The sequence below is a fragment of the Haematobacter missouriensis genome (genome assembly GCF_000740775.1).
Lineage (GTDB): Bacteria > Pseudomonadota > Alphaproteobacteria > Rhodobacterales > Rhodobacteraceae > Haematobacter > Haematobacter missouriensis.
This window is the reverse complement of record NZ_JFGS01000001.1, coordinates 81496-95643: the sequence shown is the minus strand read 5'-3', so window position 1 is coordinate 95643 and position 14148 is coordinate 81496. Positions and strand designations below refer to the sequence as shown.

Annotated in this window: 14 protein-coding genes and 1 tRNA gene; 5 read left to right on the top strand and 10 right to left on the bottom strand. The window is 63.6% G+C overall.

Translation table 11 applies throughout. The features are described from left to right. Positions 1-19: 19 nt before the first annotated feature. The gene (gene serS / locus CG51_RS00470) at positions 20-1312 is read left to right on the top strand and encodes a serine--tRNA ligase (RefSeq protein WP_035740739.1); all 1293 of its coding nucleotides are present in this window, start codon (positions 20-22) and stop codon (positions 1310-1312) included. Positions 1313-1319: 7 nt separating this feature from the next. On the opposite strand, the gene CG51_RS00465 is transcribed toward serS, so the two are convergent. Continuing rightward, positions 1320-1550 carry a hypothetical protein gene (locus CG51_RS00465; RefSeq protein ID WP_035740736.1) on the bottom strand — a complete coding sequence of 77 codons (231 nt, stop codon included), beginning with the start codon at positions 1548-1550 and terminating at the stop codon, positions 1320-1322. A 76-nt stretch (positions 1551-1626) separates the two neighbouring features. Between CG51_RS00465 and CG51_RS00460 the strand changes: the two genes are divergently transcribed. Beyond that, on the top strand, positions 1627-2238 hold the full coding sequence (locus CG51_RS00460) for a TetR/AcrR family transcriptional regulator (RefSeq protein ID WP_051929950.1): 612 nt from the start codon (positions 1627-1629) through the stop codon (positions 2236-2238). Positions 2239-2375: 137 nt separating this feature from the next. On the opposite strand, the gene CG51_RS00455 is transcribed toward CG51_RS00460, so the two are convergent. The 7 genes from CG51_RS00455 to CG51_RS00425 all read right to left on the bottom strand — a co-directional run bounded on the left by CG51_RS00455 (position 2376) and on the right by CG51_RS00425 (position 8516). Continuing rightward, the gene (locus CG51_RS00455; protein WP_416171694.1) at positions 2376-3611 is read right to left on the bottom strand and encodes a glutamate-5-semialdehyde dehydrogenase; all 1236 of its coding nucleotides are present in this window, start codon (positions 3609-3611) and stop codon (positions 2376-2378) included. Between the two features lie 158 nt (positions 3612-3769). Continuing rightward, positions 3770-4915, bottom strand: a complete 1146-nt coding sequence (gene proB, locus CG51_RS00450) for a glutamate 5-kinase (protein ID WP_035740733.1) — start codon at positions 4913-4915, stop codon at positions 3770-3772. Continuing rightward, positions 4903-5946 carry a GTPase ObgE gene (gene obgE, locus CG51_RS00445; protein ID WP_035740732.1) on the bottom strand — a complete coding sequence of 348 codons (1044 nt, stop codon included), beginning with the start codon at positions 5944-5946 and terminating at the stop codon, positions 4903-4905. Before obgE ends, proB begins: the two co-directional genes overlap by 13 nt. Before the next feature lie 91 nt (positions 5947-6037). Beyond that, on the bottom strand, positions 6038-6604 hold the full coding sequence (locus CG51_RS00440; RefSeq protein ID WP_035740730.1) for a GNAT family N-acetyltransferase: 567 nt from the start codon (positions 6602-6604) through the stop codon (positions 6038-6040). Between the two features lie 213 nt (positions 6605-6817). Beyond that, a complete protein-coding gene (gene rpmA, locus CG51_RS00435) occupies positions 6818-7087 on the bottom strand; it encodes a 50S ribosomal protein L27 (protein ID WP_035706550.1) in 270 nt (89 codons plus the stop codon). Positions 7088-7098: 11 nt separating this feature from the next. Further along, positions 7099-7479 (bottom strand): 50S ribosomal protein L21, encoded by a 381-nt coding sequence (gene rplU / locus CG51_RS00430; protein ID WP_035706553.1) that lies wholly within the window; start codon positions 7477-7479, stop codon positions 7099-7101. A 170-nt stretch (positions 7480-7649) separates the two neighbouring features. Further along, positions 7650-8516: a hypothetical protein gene (locus CG51_RS00425; protein ID WP_035740728.1), complete on the bottom strand. Its 867-nt coding sequence runs from the start codon at positions 8514-8516 to the stop codon at positions 7650-7652. Between the two features lie 153 nt (positions 8517-8669). Between CG51_RS00425 and CG51_RS00420 the strand changes: the two genes are divergently transcribed. Beyond that, positions 8670-8759, top strand: a tRNA-Ser gene (locus tag CG51_RS00420). Between the two features lie 91 nt (positions 8760-8850). Here the strand turns inward: CG51_RS00420 and CG51_RS00415 are convergent. Continuing rightward, positions 8851-9309, bottom strand: coding sequence for a MarR family winged helix-turn-helix transcriptional regulator (locus CG51_RS00415; protein ID WP_233141359.1), 459 nt, complete (start codon positions 9307-9309; stop codon positions 8851-8853). A gap of 50 nt (positions 9310-9359) precedes the next feature. Here CG51_RS00415 and CG51_RS00410 point away from each other — a divergent pair, with 50 nt between their 5' ends. Together CG51_RS00410 and CG51_RS00405 are read left to right on the top strand one after the other, a co-directional pair. Next, complete coding sequence (locus tag CG51_RS00410) at positions 9360-10892, top strand: FAD-dependent oxidoreductase (protein WP_233141360.1); 1533 nt, start codon at positions 9360-9362, stop codon at positions 10890-10892. Positions 10893-10902: 10 nt separating this feature from the next. Continuing rightward, positions 10903-11409 carry a hypothetical protein gene (locus CG51_RS00405; protein ID WP_035740724.1) on the top strand — a complete coding sequence of 169 codons (507 nt, stop codon included), beginning with the start codon at positions 10903-10905 and terminating at the stop codon, positions 11407-11409. 1064 nt (positions 11410-12473) lie between these two features. Here the strand turns inward: CG51_RS00405 and groL are convergent. After that, positions 12474-14114 (bottom strand): chaperonin GroEL, encoded by a 1641-nt coding sequence (gene groL, locus CG51_RS00395; protein ID WP_035740722.1) that lies wholly within the window; start codon positions 14112-14114, stop codon positions 12474-12476. Positions 14115-14148: the final 34 nt, after the last annotated feature.

Genomic DNA, 14148 nt, shown 5'->3' with positions numbered 1-14148 from the left:
ATCCAACTTCGGTGACATCATGCACGACATCCGCGCAATTCGCGACAATCCCGCCGCTTTCGACGCCGCACTTTGCCGGCGCGGGCTGTCTCCGATGTCGTCCGACATCCTCGCCATCGATGAGGAGCGCCGCGCTCGCATCCGTGTGGCGGAGGAGGCGCAGGCCGCCCAGAATGCCGCTTCCAAGCAGGTCGGCGCCGCCAAGGCCCGCGGGGATGAGGCCGAGTTCGAGCGGCTCCGCACTCTTGTCGCCGCCAAGAAGACCGAAGTGGCCGACATGCAGGCCGCCGCCGCCGCGGATGATCTGCGGCTGCGCGACCTGCTCCTCACCATCCCGAACCTGCCGCTCGCCGACGTGCCGGAGGGCAAGGATGAGAGCGACAACGTGGAAATCCACCGCTGGGGGGAGCCGCGTCAGTTCAATTTCACCCCGAAGGAGCACTACCAGCTACCGGCGGTGCAGGGCGGGATGGATTTCGAGACCGCCGCCAAACTGTCGGGTGCACGCTTTGTCGTGTTGTCGGGCGCCGTGGCGCGGGTGCAGCGGGCACTGGCACAGTTCATGCTGGACACGCACGTGACGGAGAACGGCCTCACCGAAACCTGGACGCCGGTCCTCGTGCGCGAGGAGATGATGTTCGGCACCGGCCAACTCCCGAAATTCGGCGAGGACAGCTATCAGACCCGCGAGGGCTGGTGGCTCGTGCCCACGGCAGAAGTCACGCTCACCAACATCGTCAACGACACGATCAGCGCCGAGGCAACCCTTCCCCGACGCTTCGTCGCCCATACCCAGTGTTTCCGCTCCGAGGCCGGCAGCGCCGGGCGGGACACGGCGGGAATGCTGCGCCAGCATCAGTTCGAGAAGGTGGAGATGGTCTCGATCACCACGCCGGACGCCAGCCTTGCCGAGCATGGCCGCATGACGCGCTGTGCGGAGGGGATCCTTGAGAAACTCGGCCTGCCCTACCGCACCGTCGTGCTTTGCACCGGCGACATGGGGTTTGGCGCGACGAAGACCCACGATCTCGAAGTCTGGCTGCCGGGGCAGGATACCTATCGGGAGATCTCCTCCGTCTCCGTCTGCGGGGATTTTCAGGCGCGCCGCATGAATGCCCGCTACCGGCCGGAAGGCGGTGGCAAGCCGGAATTCGTCCATACGCTGAACGGCTCCGGGCTGGCCGTGGGCCGGACCCTCATCGCGGTTCTGGAAAACGGCCAGCAGGAAGACGGTTCCGTCGAGCTTCCCGCGGCACTCCATCCCTATCTTGGCGGGCGCTCCAGGATCACGGCGGAGGGTGCGCTCGTTTGAGCGCCCCTTAAAGCAGGTGGAAAAGCCGCTTCTGAATGAGCGGAATGATCGCCCAAACCATTGAGACAACCACGACCGGGACGATATGCAACGTTCGCTCCCATACCGGCATTTCCGGCACAAGCGAGAGCGACAGGTAAAGCAGTCCCGTTACAAGCGGGTAAACGAACAGGAAGACGAGGCAGGCGAACCGTGCCCGCGACGGCGCACGTGACGTTCGGGCGGAGTCGGCCGGCATGGAGAAACCTCTTTCAATGCAGCGCGCTTCAGACCATCAATAGAACGATACGTTTCGTTTAGCAACAGGAATCCCGATGCAGGACAGCCCGTCGCGCCGCTCCATCGGCTCCCGTCGAAATCCGGCGTCTGAAACCGCGATTCTCGACGCCGCGGATGAACTCATCGCCGAAAAGGGAATAGGCGCGCTTCGCATGGAGGATGTCGCCCGCCGTGCCGCCGCCAGCAAGGCAACGCTCTACCGCTGGTGGCCCAGCCGCGCCCATCTGCTTCTCGCCCTCTACAACCGCTCGAAGGACACGCTGCCGGTGCCGGATACCGGAATGCTGAGGCAGGATCTCGTCGATTACATGTTTTCGATGTTCGAACATTGGCGGGAGCCGGTCAGCGGCGGCGTGTTCCGCGGTCTGATCGCGGAAGCGCAATCCGACCCGGATGTGCGGGCCACGCTGATCGCCGCCAGGCAGGAACGATGGCGACATATCGGGGGGATTTTCCTTCGGGCCGCAGAACGCGGCGAACTGGCCGTGGGGATGACAGTCGCCGCTGCCGAAACCCGCATGGCGGCAACCGCGTGGTATCTTCTGCTCACCGATGAGATGCCGCGCACAAAGCTTGAGACGGCGGCACTGGTGGCCGACCTCATTCGTCCCCTGCTGAACGAACGCGCCATCGCCCCTCCGGAGTAACGCCCCTTATCGATCCCTCCTGTGGCAGAACCAACGCCTCTCCACATCCGTAGGGCGCGTGCCTTGGCAGGCACCGCCGCCACGCAGAGCCGGCGGCGCGCGGCTCGGGAAACGCCGCCGCGTCAGCGGCGTCCGGATCAGGGGCGAAGGGTGCCGCTGCCCTCGACCAGATACTTGAAGCTCGTCAGCTGCTCCGCGCCCACGGGGCCGCGGGCATGCATCTTGCCCGTGGCGATACCGATCTCGCCTCCCATGCCGAACTCACCGCCATCCGCGAACTGGGTGGATGCGTTGCGCATCAGAATAGCACTGTCGAGCCGCGTCGCGAACCGCTCCCATACCGCATCGTTCGCCGTGACGATCGCATCGGTATGCTGGGAGCCGTAACGCCGGATATGCGCGATTGCACCATCCACACCGTCGACCAGCTTTGCCGCGATCACCATGTCGAGGAACTCCTTACCGAAGTCTTCGGCGGTGGCCCTGACCGTTCCGGGGATGTCGGCAAGCTCACCTTCCGCCCGGACCTCGACACCGGCCTCCATCAGGTCCTGGATCATCGGTGCGCCGTGAAGCGCATGGAACTGCCGGTCGATCAGCAGGCATTCCGCCGCGCCGCAGATGCCCGTCCGGCGGGTCTTGGCGTTAAGCACAATCCGGCGGGCCATCTCAACGTCCGCCTCTGCGTCCACATAGACGTGGCAGATGCCCTCCAGATGCGCAAAGACCGGCACCCGTGCCTCCCGCTGCACAAGACCGACGAGGCTCTTTCCACCGCGGGGCACGATCACGTCTATCCATTCCACCGCATGGAGCATTTCCGTAACCACCGCGCGATCACGGGTCGGCACAAGCTGGATCGCCGCTTCCGGCAGCCCCGCCTGACGCAGGCCCTCCACCATGCAGGCATGGATCGCGCGGGAGGATTTCAGGCTCTCCGACCCACCCCGCAGGATCACGGCATTGCCCGCCTTCAGACACAGCGCGCCTGCATCGGCGGTGACGTTCGGGCGGCTTTCGTAAATCACGCCCACGACGCCCAGCGGCGTACGCACCCTGCGGATATGCAGCCCGGAGGGGCGATCCCATTCGGAGATCACCTCCCCCACGGGATCCTTCTGCTCGGCCACGGCGCGAAGCCCCTCGGCGATACCGCCGATCCGCGCCTCGTCCAGCGTCAGCCGGTCGATCATGGCGGGGCTGAGATCGCGAGACCCCGCTTCCCGCAAATCCTCCGCATTGGCGCGCAGTATGCCCTCACGCTCTCGCCAGACCGCTTCTGCGGCGGCGAGCAGGGCTGCCCGCTTGCTCTCCGCTGGCGCGAAGGCAAGCTCCTCAGCCGCCGAACGGGCAGCCCGTCCGAGGTCTGTCATGAGTGTCTTCGCGGAAGTGGTGGCAATATCCATGGCTCTGGCCCTCTGCTGAGGCTTCGGAGATAGGCGAGTTCTGTGGGTTTTGCCACCCGGATCCCGCTGTAAACCCGCGCTCCCATCAACGGGCCGGCACGCCAACTCCGGGGATCGTTACCGGGTCAGAGCACCATGTCGTCCCGGTGGATCAGCGCCGCGCGGCCCGCATAGCCGAGGATGCCCGCGATCTCATCGCTGTGGCGCCCGCAGATCGCCCGCGCCTCATCCGCCGTGTATCGTGTCAGGCCAAGGCCCAGCCGCTCCCCCTCCGGTCCGTGGATCGCCACCGGCTCTCCCCTCCCGAAGCGGCCGGAAACGGCCGTGACACCGGCGGGGAGCAGCGATTTTCCCGCCGACAGCGCCCGCGCGGCCCCGGCGTCGATCGCGAAGCTGCCACGCGGCTTCATCGCCCCGATCCAGCGCTTCCGGGCAGCCTGCGGGTCGCGTTCACCGACGAACCACGTCGAATTCGCGCCCTCCAGCAATGCGGTAAGCGGACGGTTCACCGAACCTTCCATGATGGCCATGGCGCAGCCGCCCGCGACAGCGGTTTTCGCGGCCATGATCTTCGTCTTCATCCCGCCTTTCGACAGACCGGAGATCGGATCCCCCGCCATCGCCTCGATCTCGGGCGTGATGCGCGGCACCACGTCGAACCTTCGGGCCGTCGGGTCCTCCTTAGGGTTGGCGGTATAGAAGCCATCCACATCGGACAGCAGGACGAGCATGTCCGCGCCCACGGTCACGGCGATCTGGGCGGCGAGGCGGTCGTTGTCGCCATAGCGGATTTCATCCGTCGCGACGGTGTCGTTCTCGTTCACGATCGGGACGACGCCCAGCGAAAGGAGCGTCTCCATCGTCGCGCGGGAATTGAGGTAACGCCGACGATCCTCGGTATCCTCCAGCGTCACCAGAACCTGCGCCGTGGTGATCTCATGCGGCGAGAGCGCCTCCTCATAGGCACGCGCCAGCCGGATCTGCCCGACGGCGGCGGAAGCCTGGCTCTGCTCCAGCGACAAGACGCCCGGCGGGAGGTCCAGCACCCGCCGTCCCAGGGCGATGGAACCGGAGGAGACGAGGATCATCTGACTCCCCCGACCCTTGGCCTCCGCCACATCGGCGGCCAGCCCCTCCAGCCAGTCGGATCGAAGCCGTCCCGACGCGGCATCCACGAGGAGCGCCGAGCCGATCTTGATGACCAGCCGCCGCGCCGAGCGGATATCCGGGCGTTCAGCGGTCTCCGCGATAGCGGGGGTCAGGGCTGCCATGCGCCGGGCTCCGCGATCTCCTCACCGTCCGGCGTCTCACCCCGGGCAGCGGCGATCTCGGCCCAGATAATGCGCAGCACGTCCTGCACCCCCTCGCCGGACACACCGGAGATGACATGCACCGGCCCGCCCGACGCCTTCTCCAGCGCGCGGCGGCGGGAAGAGCGGGTCTTGGCATCGAGCGCGTCGGCCTTGTTCAGCGCAAGGATGCGCGGTTTGTCGGCGAGGATTTCCGAATAGGCCTCAAGCTCCGCGATGATGGTGCGGTAGTCCTTCGTGATGGTGGAGGACGTGCCGTCCACCAGGTGAAGCAGCACCGCGCAACGCTCCACATGGCCGAGGAACTGGTCGCCCAGCCCCCTGCCCTCGCTCGCCCCCTCGATCAGACCGGGGATGTCGGCCATCACGAATTCCTTGCCATCGACACCGACGACGCCAAGGTTCGGATGCAGCGTGGTGAAGGGATAGTCCGCGATCTTGGGCCGCGCATTCGACACGGCCGACAGGAAGGTGGACTTGCCCGCGTTCGGCAACCCGACCAGCCCCGCATCGGCGATCAGCTTCAGGCGGAGCCAGATCGTCCGCTCTATGCCGGGCTGTCCCGGATTGGCGCGGCGCGGGGCCTGATTGGTCGAGCTCTTGAAATGCAGGTTGCCGAAACCGCCGTTTCCGCCACGGCCCAGCAGCACCTTCTGACCGATCTCCACCAGATCGGCGATGACGGTTTCCTCGTCCTCCTCAAGCACCTCCGTGCCGACGGGAACGCGCAGCACGATGTCGTCACCGTCCTTGCCCGTCCGCTGGCGGCCCATGCCGGGCTGACCCGAGGTTGCAAAGAAATGTTGCTGGTAGCGGAAGTCGATGAGCGTATTCAGCCCGTCAACCGCCTCCACCCAGACATCACCACCACGCCCGCCATCCCCGCCGTCCGGCCCGCCGAACTCAACGAACTTCTCCCGCCGGAAGCTGACGCAACCGGAGCCACCGCCGCCGGAGCGGATATATACCTTGGCGAGATCGAGGAATTTCATGCTGGCGCGCCTTGTCTGCGGAATGGTCTTGAATAGGCGAAGGGCCGGCGAATCTCAAGCCGGCCCTTCGAAAGTTGCGCTGCCGCGCGTATCAGATCATCGGACGGAGGTAGGTCCAGGTCGGTACGTTGCTCCCGCGCGCGATGGAGTAGGCCTCGGCATCACCAAGATACCGGAACCCCGCGTTGGTCAGCACACGGGCGGAGATAGGGTTGTCCTGAAAGGCCTCGGCAAAGAGTGTGCGCGACTTGTGCGGGTTCGCGCCAAGCAGAGCTGCCATCGCCTCTGATGCGAAACCCGCATTCCAGAACGCGGGTGCCACCCAATAGCCGACTTCCGATTGGTTGTTGTCGATATGAGTGAGGCTGATCACACCCAGAAGCTCGGCTAGTCCCTGTTCCGACCCATCAAGCGCCCACACATCCTCCACCCGCTTGGGAGATTCAGCACGCGCGATATAGGCCTCCGTCATCCCGGGAGGCAGAGGATGCGGGATAGCACGGGTCCCTTCGGCCACGCGCCGGTCCCCGGAGTAGAGCGAAAGAAGCCCCGCGTCGGATTTTCGCAACGGGCGCAGCACGAGCCGCTCCGCCCGAATCACGGGCTGAGGCTCAACCGGCGTAACCGCGCTTCCATCCAGGATCGCATTGACACTCATTCCAACCCTCCAATTCCCTTCCGGGCGTCACCCGGTCAAAAAGATCTGTATCCCGAGGGCTTTGCGGCAAGACACATCCTTGCCATGGACCCAGCGGAAAATTGTCGCATCCTGCGCGCCGGACTCCCCCTGCCCTTCAGCGCCACCGGAAGCGGAAAGGGGGCCGGCTTTTACGCCGACCCCCCGCTTACATCCGAAATGTAAAGGTTCGGCTTATTCGGCGGCCTCCACCGCGGGACGCACAGAAATGAACGTGCGGCCCTTGAGGCCCTTCTTGAACTCCACGCGGCCTTCGGTCAGCGCAAAGATCGTATGGTCACGGCCCATGCCGACATTGTCGCCCGGCCACCAGGTGGTGCCGCGCTGACGCACGATGATGTTGCCCGGGATGACCGCCTGGCCACCATAGAGCTTCACGCCGAGACGACGGCCCGCGGAGTCGCGGCCGTTGCGGGACGAACCGCCTGCCTTCTTGTGTGCCATCTGCTCTCTCCTTATTCCGCGGCGACGGGCTGTTTGGTGCCCGAGCCGATCGCGGCCTTGACGCCGCTCGCGTCAGCGCCGGAGGCCAGAATGTCCGTCACGCGGACCAGCGTCAGTTGCTGACGATGCCCACGGGTACGCTGCGAGGAGTGCTTCCGGCGGCGTTTGACGAAGTGGATCACCTTGTCGCCCTTGATCTGATCGATCACTTCCGCCTGCACGGCAGCACCGGCGACGAAGGGCGCGCCGAGGGTCAGGCTATCGCCACCCACGGCCAGAATATCGTTGAACTGGACTTTCTCACCGGCTTCTGCCGCAAGCTTTTCAACGCGCAGAACGTCACCCGCCTGCACTTTGTACTGCTTGCCACCGGTCTTCAGGACCGCAAACATGGTCTTCCCTTTCTTAACCGCGTCTTTCGGTCCCGGCTCACCCGGCGTTCACACGGCAAATGCCGCACCTCGGACAGCGCGCCCCCTTCGGGACGACATAGCATTACCCGAAACAGAGAGATTCCCCGCCGGAGGCAGTCCTATAGCGAGCGTCGGACAACAAGTAAAGCCTAGAGATCCTGCCCGGACAGGAAGCGCGCGGCGTTTCGGCCAAGATCGTGGGAAAGCCCTTCGAACAGCCTGTCATAAGCCGCGAAAAGCGCGCGGTTGAGCCCTTGTCCCGCCGGGGTAAGGGTGAAGGCCGTGTAGCGCTCCAGTTCGGCATCCGTCAAGGGTTGGTAGGCCATGAGGAGATACGAATAGAGCCAGTCTTCCGTTTCCTGCCTGAGATCGTCCGCCTGGGAAGTGACATCCTTGAGAATGTCCTCCTGGCTCAAGGGGGCCCCGAAGGCGCGGCCCTCGTTCAACCCGGCGTAGAACGCGATATTCGCGTTCAAGGCTCCGACCACATTGGCCTCCGTGAGATCATTCGCCTGCACAAAGCGGTCGATGAGCGCCACGCGCGGATCTTCCTGCGCGATCATCTCCTCGGCCCGGTCGCGGCTCGCATCCTCCACCGCCTCATCGAGCTGCGCAACACGCGCCTCATTCTCAAGCCTGACCACCTTCTGACCAAGAGTGTCCGCGAAGAACACCTGCGCCGCCCGACGATCGGCCGCACCCAACCGCAGGAACGCAGGAGCGAACCCCGCGAGGAAATCGTGCTCGAGCCGCTCAGGCGCGTAGACGGCCGCGACAAGCTCCGCCCATCGTTTGCCACCACGTCCGGGGAACAGATCCTCCTCGATGGAAGCGCCATAGGCCAGCCCCTCCCGCCGCAGGGTATCGAGCGTCTCATTGATGTGGAGTGCTTCCAGAAGAAGTGTCACGTCCGCGGGTGATGTCTCGGCCGGCACAGCCTCCGCCCGAACATGCGTGACCGTCGCCGCCGGGATCGCCAGCACGAGAGACAAAACGAGGATGGAAAAGCGATACATCCGGCGCTCCTGGGTGGATATGCCGAGATCGACACGACAAAACTCTATGCGCCCCTCCTCCGATTTCCAAGACCAAGCACTTGCCACACGCGGAAAACCACTTGCAGCCGCTGCATCAACCCTCTAATAGCGCCGCGACGACCCTCGAAATGCGGAGAGGTGCCGGAGTGGTCGATCGGGGCGGTCTCGAAAACCGTTGAGCGTGCAAGCGTTCCGTGGGTTCGAATCCCACCCTCTCCGCCACCTTTGCCAGAACGGCATTTTCGGCGAACTATCTGCCGCCGAACGCCGCTAATTCTCCTGCAGGGTAGGCACTGCATGAGTGCCGCAGAGGTTAATCCCCTTGGGTGACTGCGTTGGCGAAGCGGCACATGAGGCGGATCAGGTCTTTGACTTCACCGTCCTCCCAGTCAGCAAAGATCGTCCGCGCCATCGTCTCACGCGCTGCATCCACCTTGTCCGTCATCGCCTTGCCTTGTGCCGTGATGATCACTTCACGGATGCGACGGTCGGCTGGGCTTTCGTGGCGTTGGGCGAGCCCGAGTTTCTCCAGTTTCGAGACCTGACGGCTGACGGTGGTGTAGTCGCGCCCGACCCGGTCGGCGAGATCGACGATACCGATCGGGCCCAGCCTTTCGATCATCACCAGCAACGGAAACAGTGCGCGGTCGAGCGCGATTCCAGCCTGGCGGACCATCTCCTCGTCGCGCTGCGGCCGGTTCATCACGCTGACGATGTCGATCAGCGCGCCGTGCAACTCCCGGAGCGATGTCGAATCGAGTGTATTTTGCACATTTTTTCTTGACGGCATTTCCAATCTCCAATTAAGTGCATAATACACACATGGAGATCGGCATGACAAATGATTTTGCAGTGGATGTGCTCATCTGCGGCGCGGGCGCGGCCGGTCTGACGCTGGCAATCGACCTTGCCCGGCGTGGTGTTTCCTTCCGGCTCATCGAGAAACTCGACGATCCGTTTCGGGGTTCGCGCGGCAAGGGCATCCAGCCACGGACACAAGAGATATTCGAGGATCTCGGCATTCTCGACCGGATCGTTGCGGTGGGTGGCTTTTATCCGAAACAGCGAGAATATCGCGACGATGGCAGCTATGCCGACACCGATGTCGTGGCGTCCGAGCCGGCGACGCCCGCTGAACCCTATCACTTGCCGTTGATGGTGCCTCAATTCCTTACCGAGCGCGTGATGCGCACGCGGCTGGCAGAGCTCGGGCATCGCCCGGAATTCGGCACAGAACTTATCGGCTTCGAGCAGGACGCGGATGGAGTGACGGCACAGCTCGCCACCCGGACCGGCGAGAAGACGATTCGGGTCCGATGGCTGGTTGGGACAGATGGCGGTCGCAGTTTCGTGCGCCATGCTCTCGGGCTCGACTTTCCCGGAAAGACGCTGGGCGTGCGTGCCATCGTCGCTGATGTCGCCCTGACCGGTCTGTCACGCGATGTCTGGCATCGCTTCCGCGAGGGCGACATGCAACGCCAGATCTCTGCCTGCCCGCTCGCCGGCATAGACCTGTTCCAGCTTCAGGGGCCTGTTCCTCTCGAAGGTGACGTCGACCTGTCGCCGGAGGGCCTCACAGCTCTGCTCGCCGAGCGCACCGGCCGAAGTGACGTCGTCGTCCATGGCGTATCATGGGCGTCGGCCTTCAACATGAACGCGCGGCTGGCGGATCGCTACCGCCAGGGCCGCGTCTTTCTGGCCGGCGATGCCGCACACATCCATCCGCCTACCGGTGGTCAGGGGCTGAACACCAGCGTACAAGATGCCTATAATCTCGGCTGGAAATTGGCGGCGGTCATTTCGGGCGCGCCGATGGCACTGCTCGACAGCTACGAAGAAGAACGCCGCCCGTTCGCGCAAGCCATGCTGGGGCTCGCGACGAGCCTCCTCGACGCGATGAAGCGCGGCGAGATGCGGCGCGGGCGAGATGTGCACCAGCTCGACATCGGTTATCCCGAGTCGAGCCTCTCCTGGGAGAAGCCGGAACGGACAGGAGGCCTATTGGCTGGCGACCGGGCGCCCGACGCGCCCATCGAGGGCGCAGCAGGCCAACCGACAAGGCTGTTCGACCTGTTCCGTGGACCTCACTGGACGCTGATCGTCGTCGACGGCGATCATGCTCTCATCGCGCCGCGCGCAAAGCTGCATATCCACGCCATCGGCCAGAAAGACGAGCTGATCGATGCCGCGGGCCACTTCCGGGACGCCTATAGGCCGCGACCGGGCGATTGGTTCCTGATCCGGCCGGACGGCTACATCGGTGCCATCGTCACCTCTGAAGAGATTGCGACGCTCGAAGCCGGTCTTACCCAAGTGGGCTTGTGCGCTGATGCGAAGGAGGCGATCCATGCGTAAGCCAGTCCCCATGCGCACTTGGGCGACACCGCTGACCATCGGTTCCTTTGTCCTGATGGCCGCGACCGGCCTCCTGCTTTTCTTCGAATGGAATACGGGATTGACGACCATTGCCCACCAATGGTTCTCATGGTTATTCCTGATCGGCGTCGCAGGTCATCTTACCATCAACTTCCGGCCGCTGAAGAATCATCTGAAATCCGGCTGGGGCCGCGCCAGTATCGCCCTCTTCGCAGCTATTCTCGTCGCCTCGCTGTTCTCCTGGGGGCAGGTCACCGGCCCTCAACTCGAACGTCCGATCATGGAGGCGCTGGTGGACGCCCCCCTTTCAGTGCTGGCCGAGTTGACGCAAAGACAACCAGAGTCGCTGCTTCGGGGGCTGGAAGCGAACGGTATCTCCGCCGCGACGGATGACACGGTTGCGGCGGTTGCAGTGAAAAACAAAGTTGGCATCAATCGTCTGCTCGGGCAGATATTCCTCCCCGAACGAAAGACGGCCCATGCCGATGTTCGCTAGCCTGAGATTGTCAGCCACCCCACTTCCCGCAAACGGTTGTGAAAGCAGCATGACGACCGAAAGCCCGAAATGGCCGCCGTTTGTCAACCAGACACCGCCTAAACCCGCCGATTGCCGCGCGTCACCGGATTTTTTTATAATTATCAAATTGTTATGACGATCTCATGGTGCTCGTATTCATCGGGCGCTGTCCGCCACTAAATTAATGAAAAACAATATTTTTTCATTGTAAGCTCTCACCCTGACAAAATGTCCATAGCGCACCGAAAATCGGGATACTACATCTTGTCCGGTCATATCATCAGCAGAAGTGGGCGCTTCTCGTGGCGCCGCTCCGTTCGTGGCACCACGATTCAGATCCCGCTACGAACGACAGAGCGGAAAACGGCGATAGTGGTAGGCGCAACAGCGACGGCTGCGTCCTATGCCGTTTTTCACGATATCCGCTATCGGGGGCTGGGCTGCGCAACCGAAGAGGCCGCGGCGGCGCAGAGCGGCATTATAGTCGGGCCAGTTCGTCGTGCGGTAGTAGGGAGAGGAAGGCTTCGGCATGCCAAGAAGCTAACACTCAGGGGGCATGACGTGAATCCGCCTCACCTAAAAGTGCAACAACGCCGCGCCGGAGGCCCAAGACGCCACCTTTCTGGACCTCGCGGAATCCTTGGCCGAGCGCCTGAACACCACACTTCACGGCCTTCTCGTCCACTTGGACGAAACCATGATTCACGCCCATTTTCAGCTTGCCGCCTATAATCGGGACCGGGGTTCCACTCTCACAGGCCACGCGCCCCGCTGTCATGTCTGGGCTTCAAGACCTGACAGCCGAGGTCATGGCGCGGCACTGTGCGGGCATCGAGCGCGGCCACCAACGACGAGCGAGAGATGGTTGGCGATTCGCAACCAACGATCAGGATTCTGCTCGTACCATTCAATGACGGATTCGGCTGGCATTCCATGCTCTGCTTTACGAGTCACGCCGGGTCGGAATTGCGCGACGCTTTCTTGCCATAGAAAAGGGGGCCGCGAGGGCCCCCTTTCCTTTAAGTGATGGCACCAGGCCGGGATTACATCATCCCGTCCATGCCGCCCATGCCGCCCATGCCGCCGGCGGGAGCCGCAGCTTCCTTCGGCTTCTCGGCGATCATGGCTTCGGTGGTGATCAGGAGAGAAGCGACAGAGGCCGCGTCTTCCAGAGCGGTCCGCACGACTTTCGCCGGGTCGATGACGCCGAACTTGAACATGTCGCCATATTCTTCGGTCTGCGCGTTGAACCCGAAGGTCTTGTCGTTCGACTCGCGCACTTTGCCTGCGACGACAGAGCCGTCCACGCCCGCGTTCTGGGCGATCTGGCGCAGCGGAGCCTCAAGCGCCTTGCGGACGATCACGATGCCGGCGTTCTGGTCGGAGTTCTGCCCTTCCAGCCCTTCGAGCACCTTCGCGGCCTGAACCAGGGCCACGCCGCCACCGACGACGATACCTTCCTGCACGGCCGCACGGGTCGCGTTCAGGGCGTCATCGACGCGGTCCTTGCGCTCTTTCACTTCGACTTCGGTCATGCCGCCAACGCGGATCACCGCAACGCCGCCAGCCAGTTTGGCCACGCGCTCTTGCAGTTTTTCACGGTCGTAGTCGGAGGTGGTTTCCTCGATCTGGGTGCGGATCTGGGCCACGCGGGCTTCGATCTCGGCCTTGTCGCCAGCGCCGTCCACGATCGTGGTGTTGTCCTTGTTGATCTGGACTTTCTTGGCACGGCCGAGCATGTCGATGCCGACATTCTCCAGCTTCATGCCCAGATCGTCGGAGATCACCTGGCCACCGGTGAGGATCGCGATGTCCTGCAGCATGGCTTTCCGACGGTCACCGAAGCCCGGCGCCTTCACGGCAGCGATCTTCAGGCCACCGCGCAGCTTGTTGACCACGAGGGTCGCCAGCGCTTCGCCTTCCACGTCCTCGGCGATGATGAGGAGCGGTTTCTGCGACTGGATCACGGCTTCGAGCAGCGGGACCATCGGTTGCAGCGAGGAGAGTTTCTTCTCGTGCAGCAGGATGAGCGCGTCGTCGAGTTCGGCGATCATCTTGTCGGGGTTGGTCACGAAGTAGGGCGAGAGGTAGCCGCGGTCGAACTGCATGCCTTCGACGACTTCGGTCTCGGTCTCGAGGCCCTTGTTCTCTTCGACGGTGATGACACCCTCGTTGCCGACCTTCTGCATCGCATCGGCGATCTGCTTGCCGATTTCGGCTTCGCCGTTGGCGGAGATCGTGCCGACCTGCGCGACTTCAGCGGAGTCGTTCACCGGGCGGGCGGCGGCCTTGATCGCTTCCACGACTTTCGCGGTGGCGAGGTCGATGCCGCGCTTCAGGTCCATCGGGTTCATGCCGGCAGCAACCGACTTGAGACCTTCCTTGATGATCGCTTGCGCGAGCACGGTGGCGGTGGTGGTGCCGTCGCCGGCCTCGTCATTGGTGCGGGAAGCGACTTCCTTCACCATCTGGGCGCCCATGTTCTCGAACTTGTCTTCCAGTTCGATTTCCTTGGCGACCGATACACCGTCCTTCGTGATGCGCGGAGCGCCGAAGGATTTCTCGATGACAACGTTACGGCCTTTCGGGCCCAGCGTAACCTTCACCGCGTCGGCGAGGATGTTGACGCCGCGCAGCATGCGGTTGCGGGCGTCGGATTCGAAACGTACGTCCTTGGCAGCCATATGTAGCTCCTTGGGTTGGTGTTGCGGGGAAGTG

Bases quoted from the DNA above. Each gene is read 5' to 3' on its own strand.
- serS (WP_035740739.1), top strand. From the start codon at position 20: ATGCACGACATCCGCGCAATTCGCGACAATCCCGCCGCTTTCGACGCC.
- CG51_RS00455 (WP_416171694.1), bottom strand. From the start codon at position 3,611: ATGACAGACCTCGGACGGGCTGCCCGTTCGGCGGCTGAGGAGCTTGCC.
- CG51_RS00410 (WP_233141360.1), top strand. From the start codon at position 9,360: ATGGAGATCGGCATGACAAATGATTTTGCAGTGGATGTGCTCATCTGC.
- proB (WP_035740733.1), bottom strand. From the start codon at position 4,915: ATGGCAGCCCTGACCCCCGCTATCGCGGAGACCGCTGAACGCCCGGAT.
- obgE (WP_035740732.1), bottom strand. From the start codon at position 5,946: ATGAAATTCCTCGATCTCGCCAAGGTATATATCCGCTCCGGCGGCGGT.
- CG51_RS00405 (WP_035740724.1), top strand. From the start codon at position 10,903: ATGCGCACTTGGGCGACACCGCTGACCATCGGTTCCTTTGTCCTGATG.
- rpmA (WP_035706550.1), bottom strand. From the start codon at position 7,087: ATGGCACACAAGAAGGCAGGCGGTTCGTCCCGCAACGGCCGCGACTCC.
- CG51_RS00465 (WP_035740736.1), bottom strand. From the start codon at position 1,550: ATGCCGGCCGACTCCGCCCGAACGTCACGTGCGCCGTCGCGGGCACGG.
- groL (WP_035740722.1), bottom strand. From the start codon at position 14,114: ATGGCTGCCAAGGACGTACGTTTCGAATCCGACGCCCGCAACCGCATG.
- CG51_RS00440 (WP_035740730.1), bottom strand. From the start codon at position 6,604: ATGAGTGTCAATGCGATCCTGGATGGAAGCGCGGTTACGCCGGTTGAG.
- CG51_RS00425 (WP_035740728.1), bottom strand. From the start codon at position 8,516: ATGTATCGCTTTTCCATCCTCGTTTTGTCTCTCGTGCTGGCGATCCCG.
- CG51_RS00460 (WP_051929950.1), top strand. From the start codon at position 1,627: ATGCAGGACAGCCCGTCGCGCCGCTCCATCGGCTCCCGTCGAAATCCG.
- rplU (WP_035706553.1), bottom strand. From the start codon at position 7,479: ATGTTTGCGGTCCTGAAGACCGGTGGCAAGCAGTACAAAGTGCAGGCG.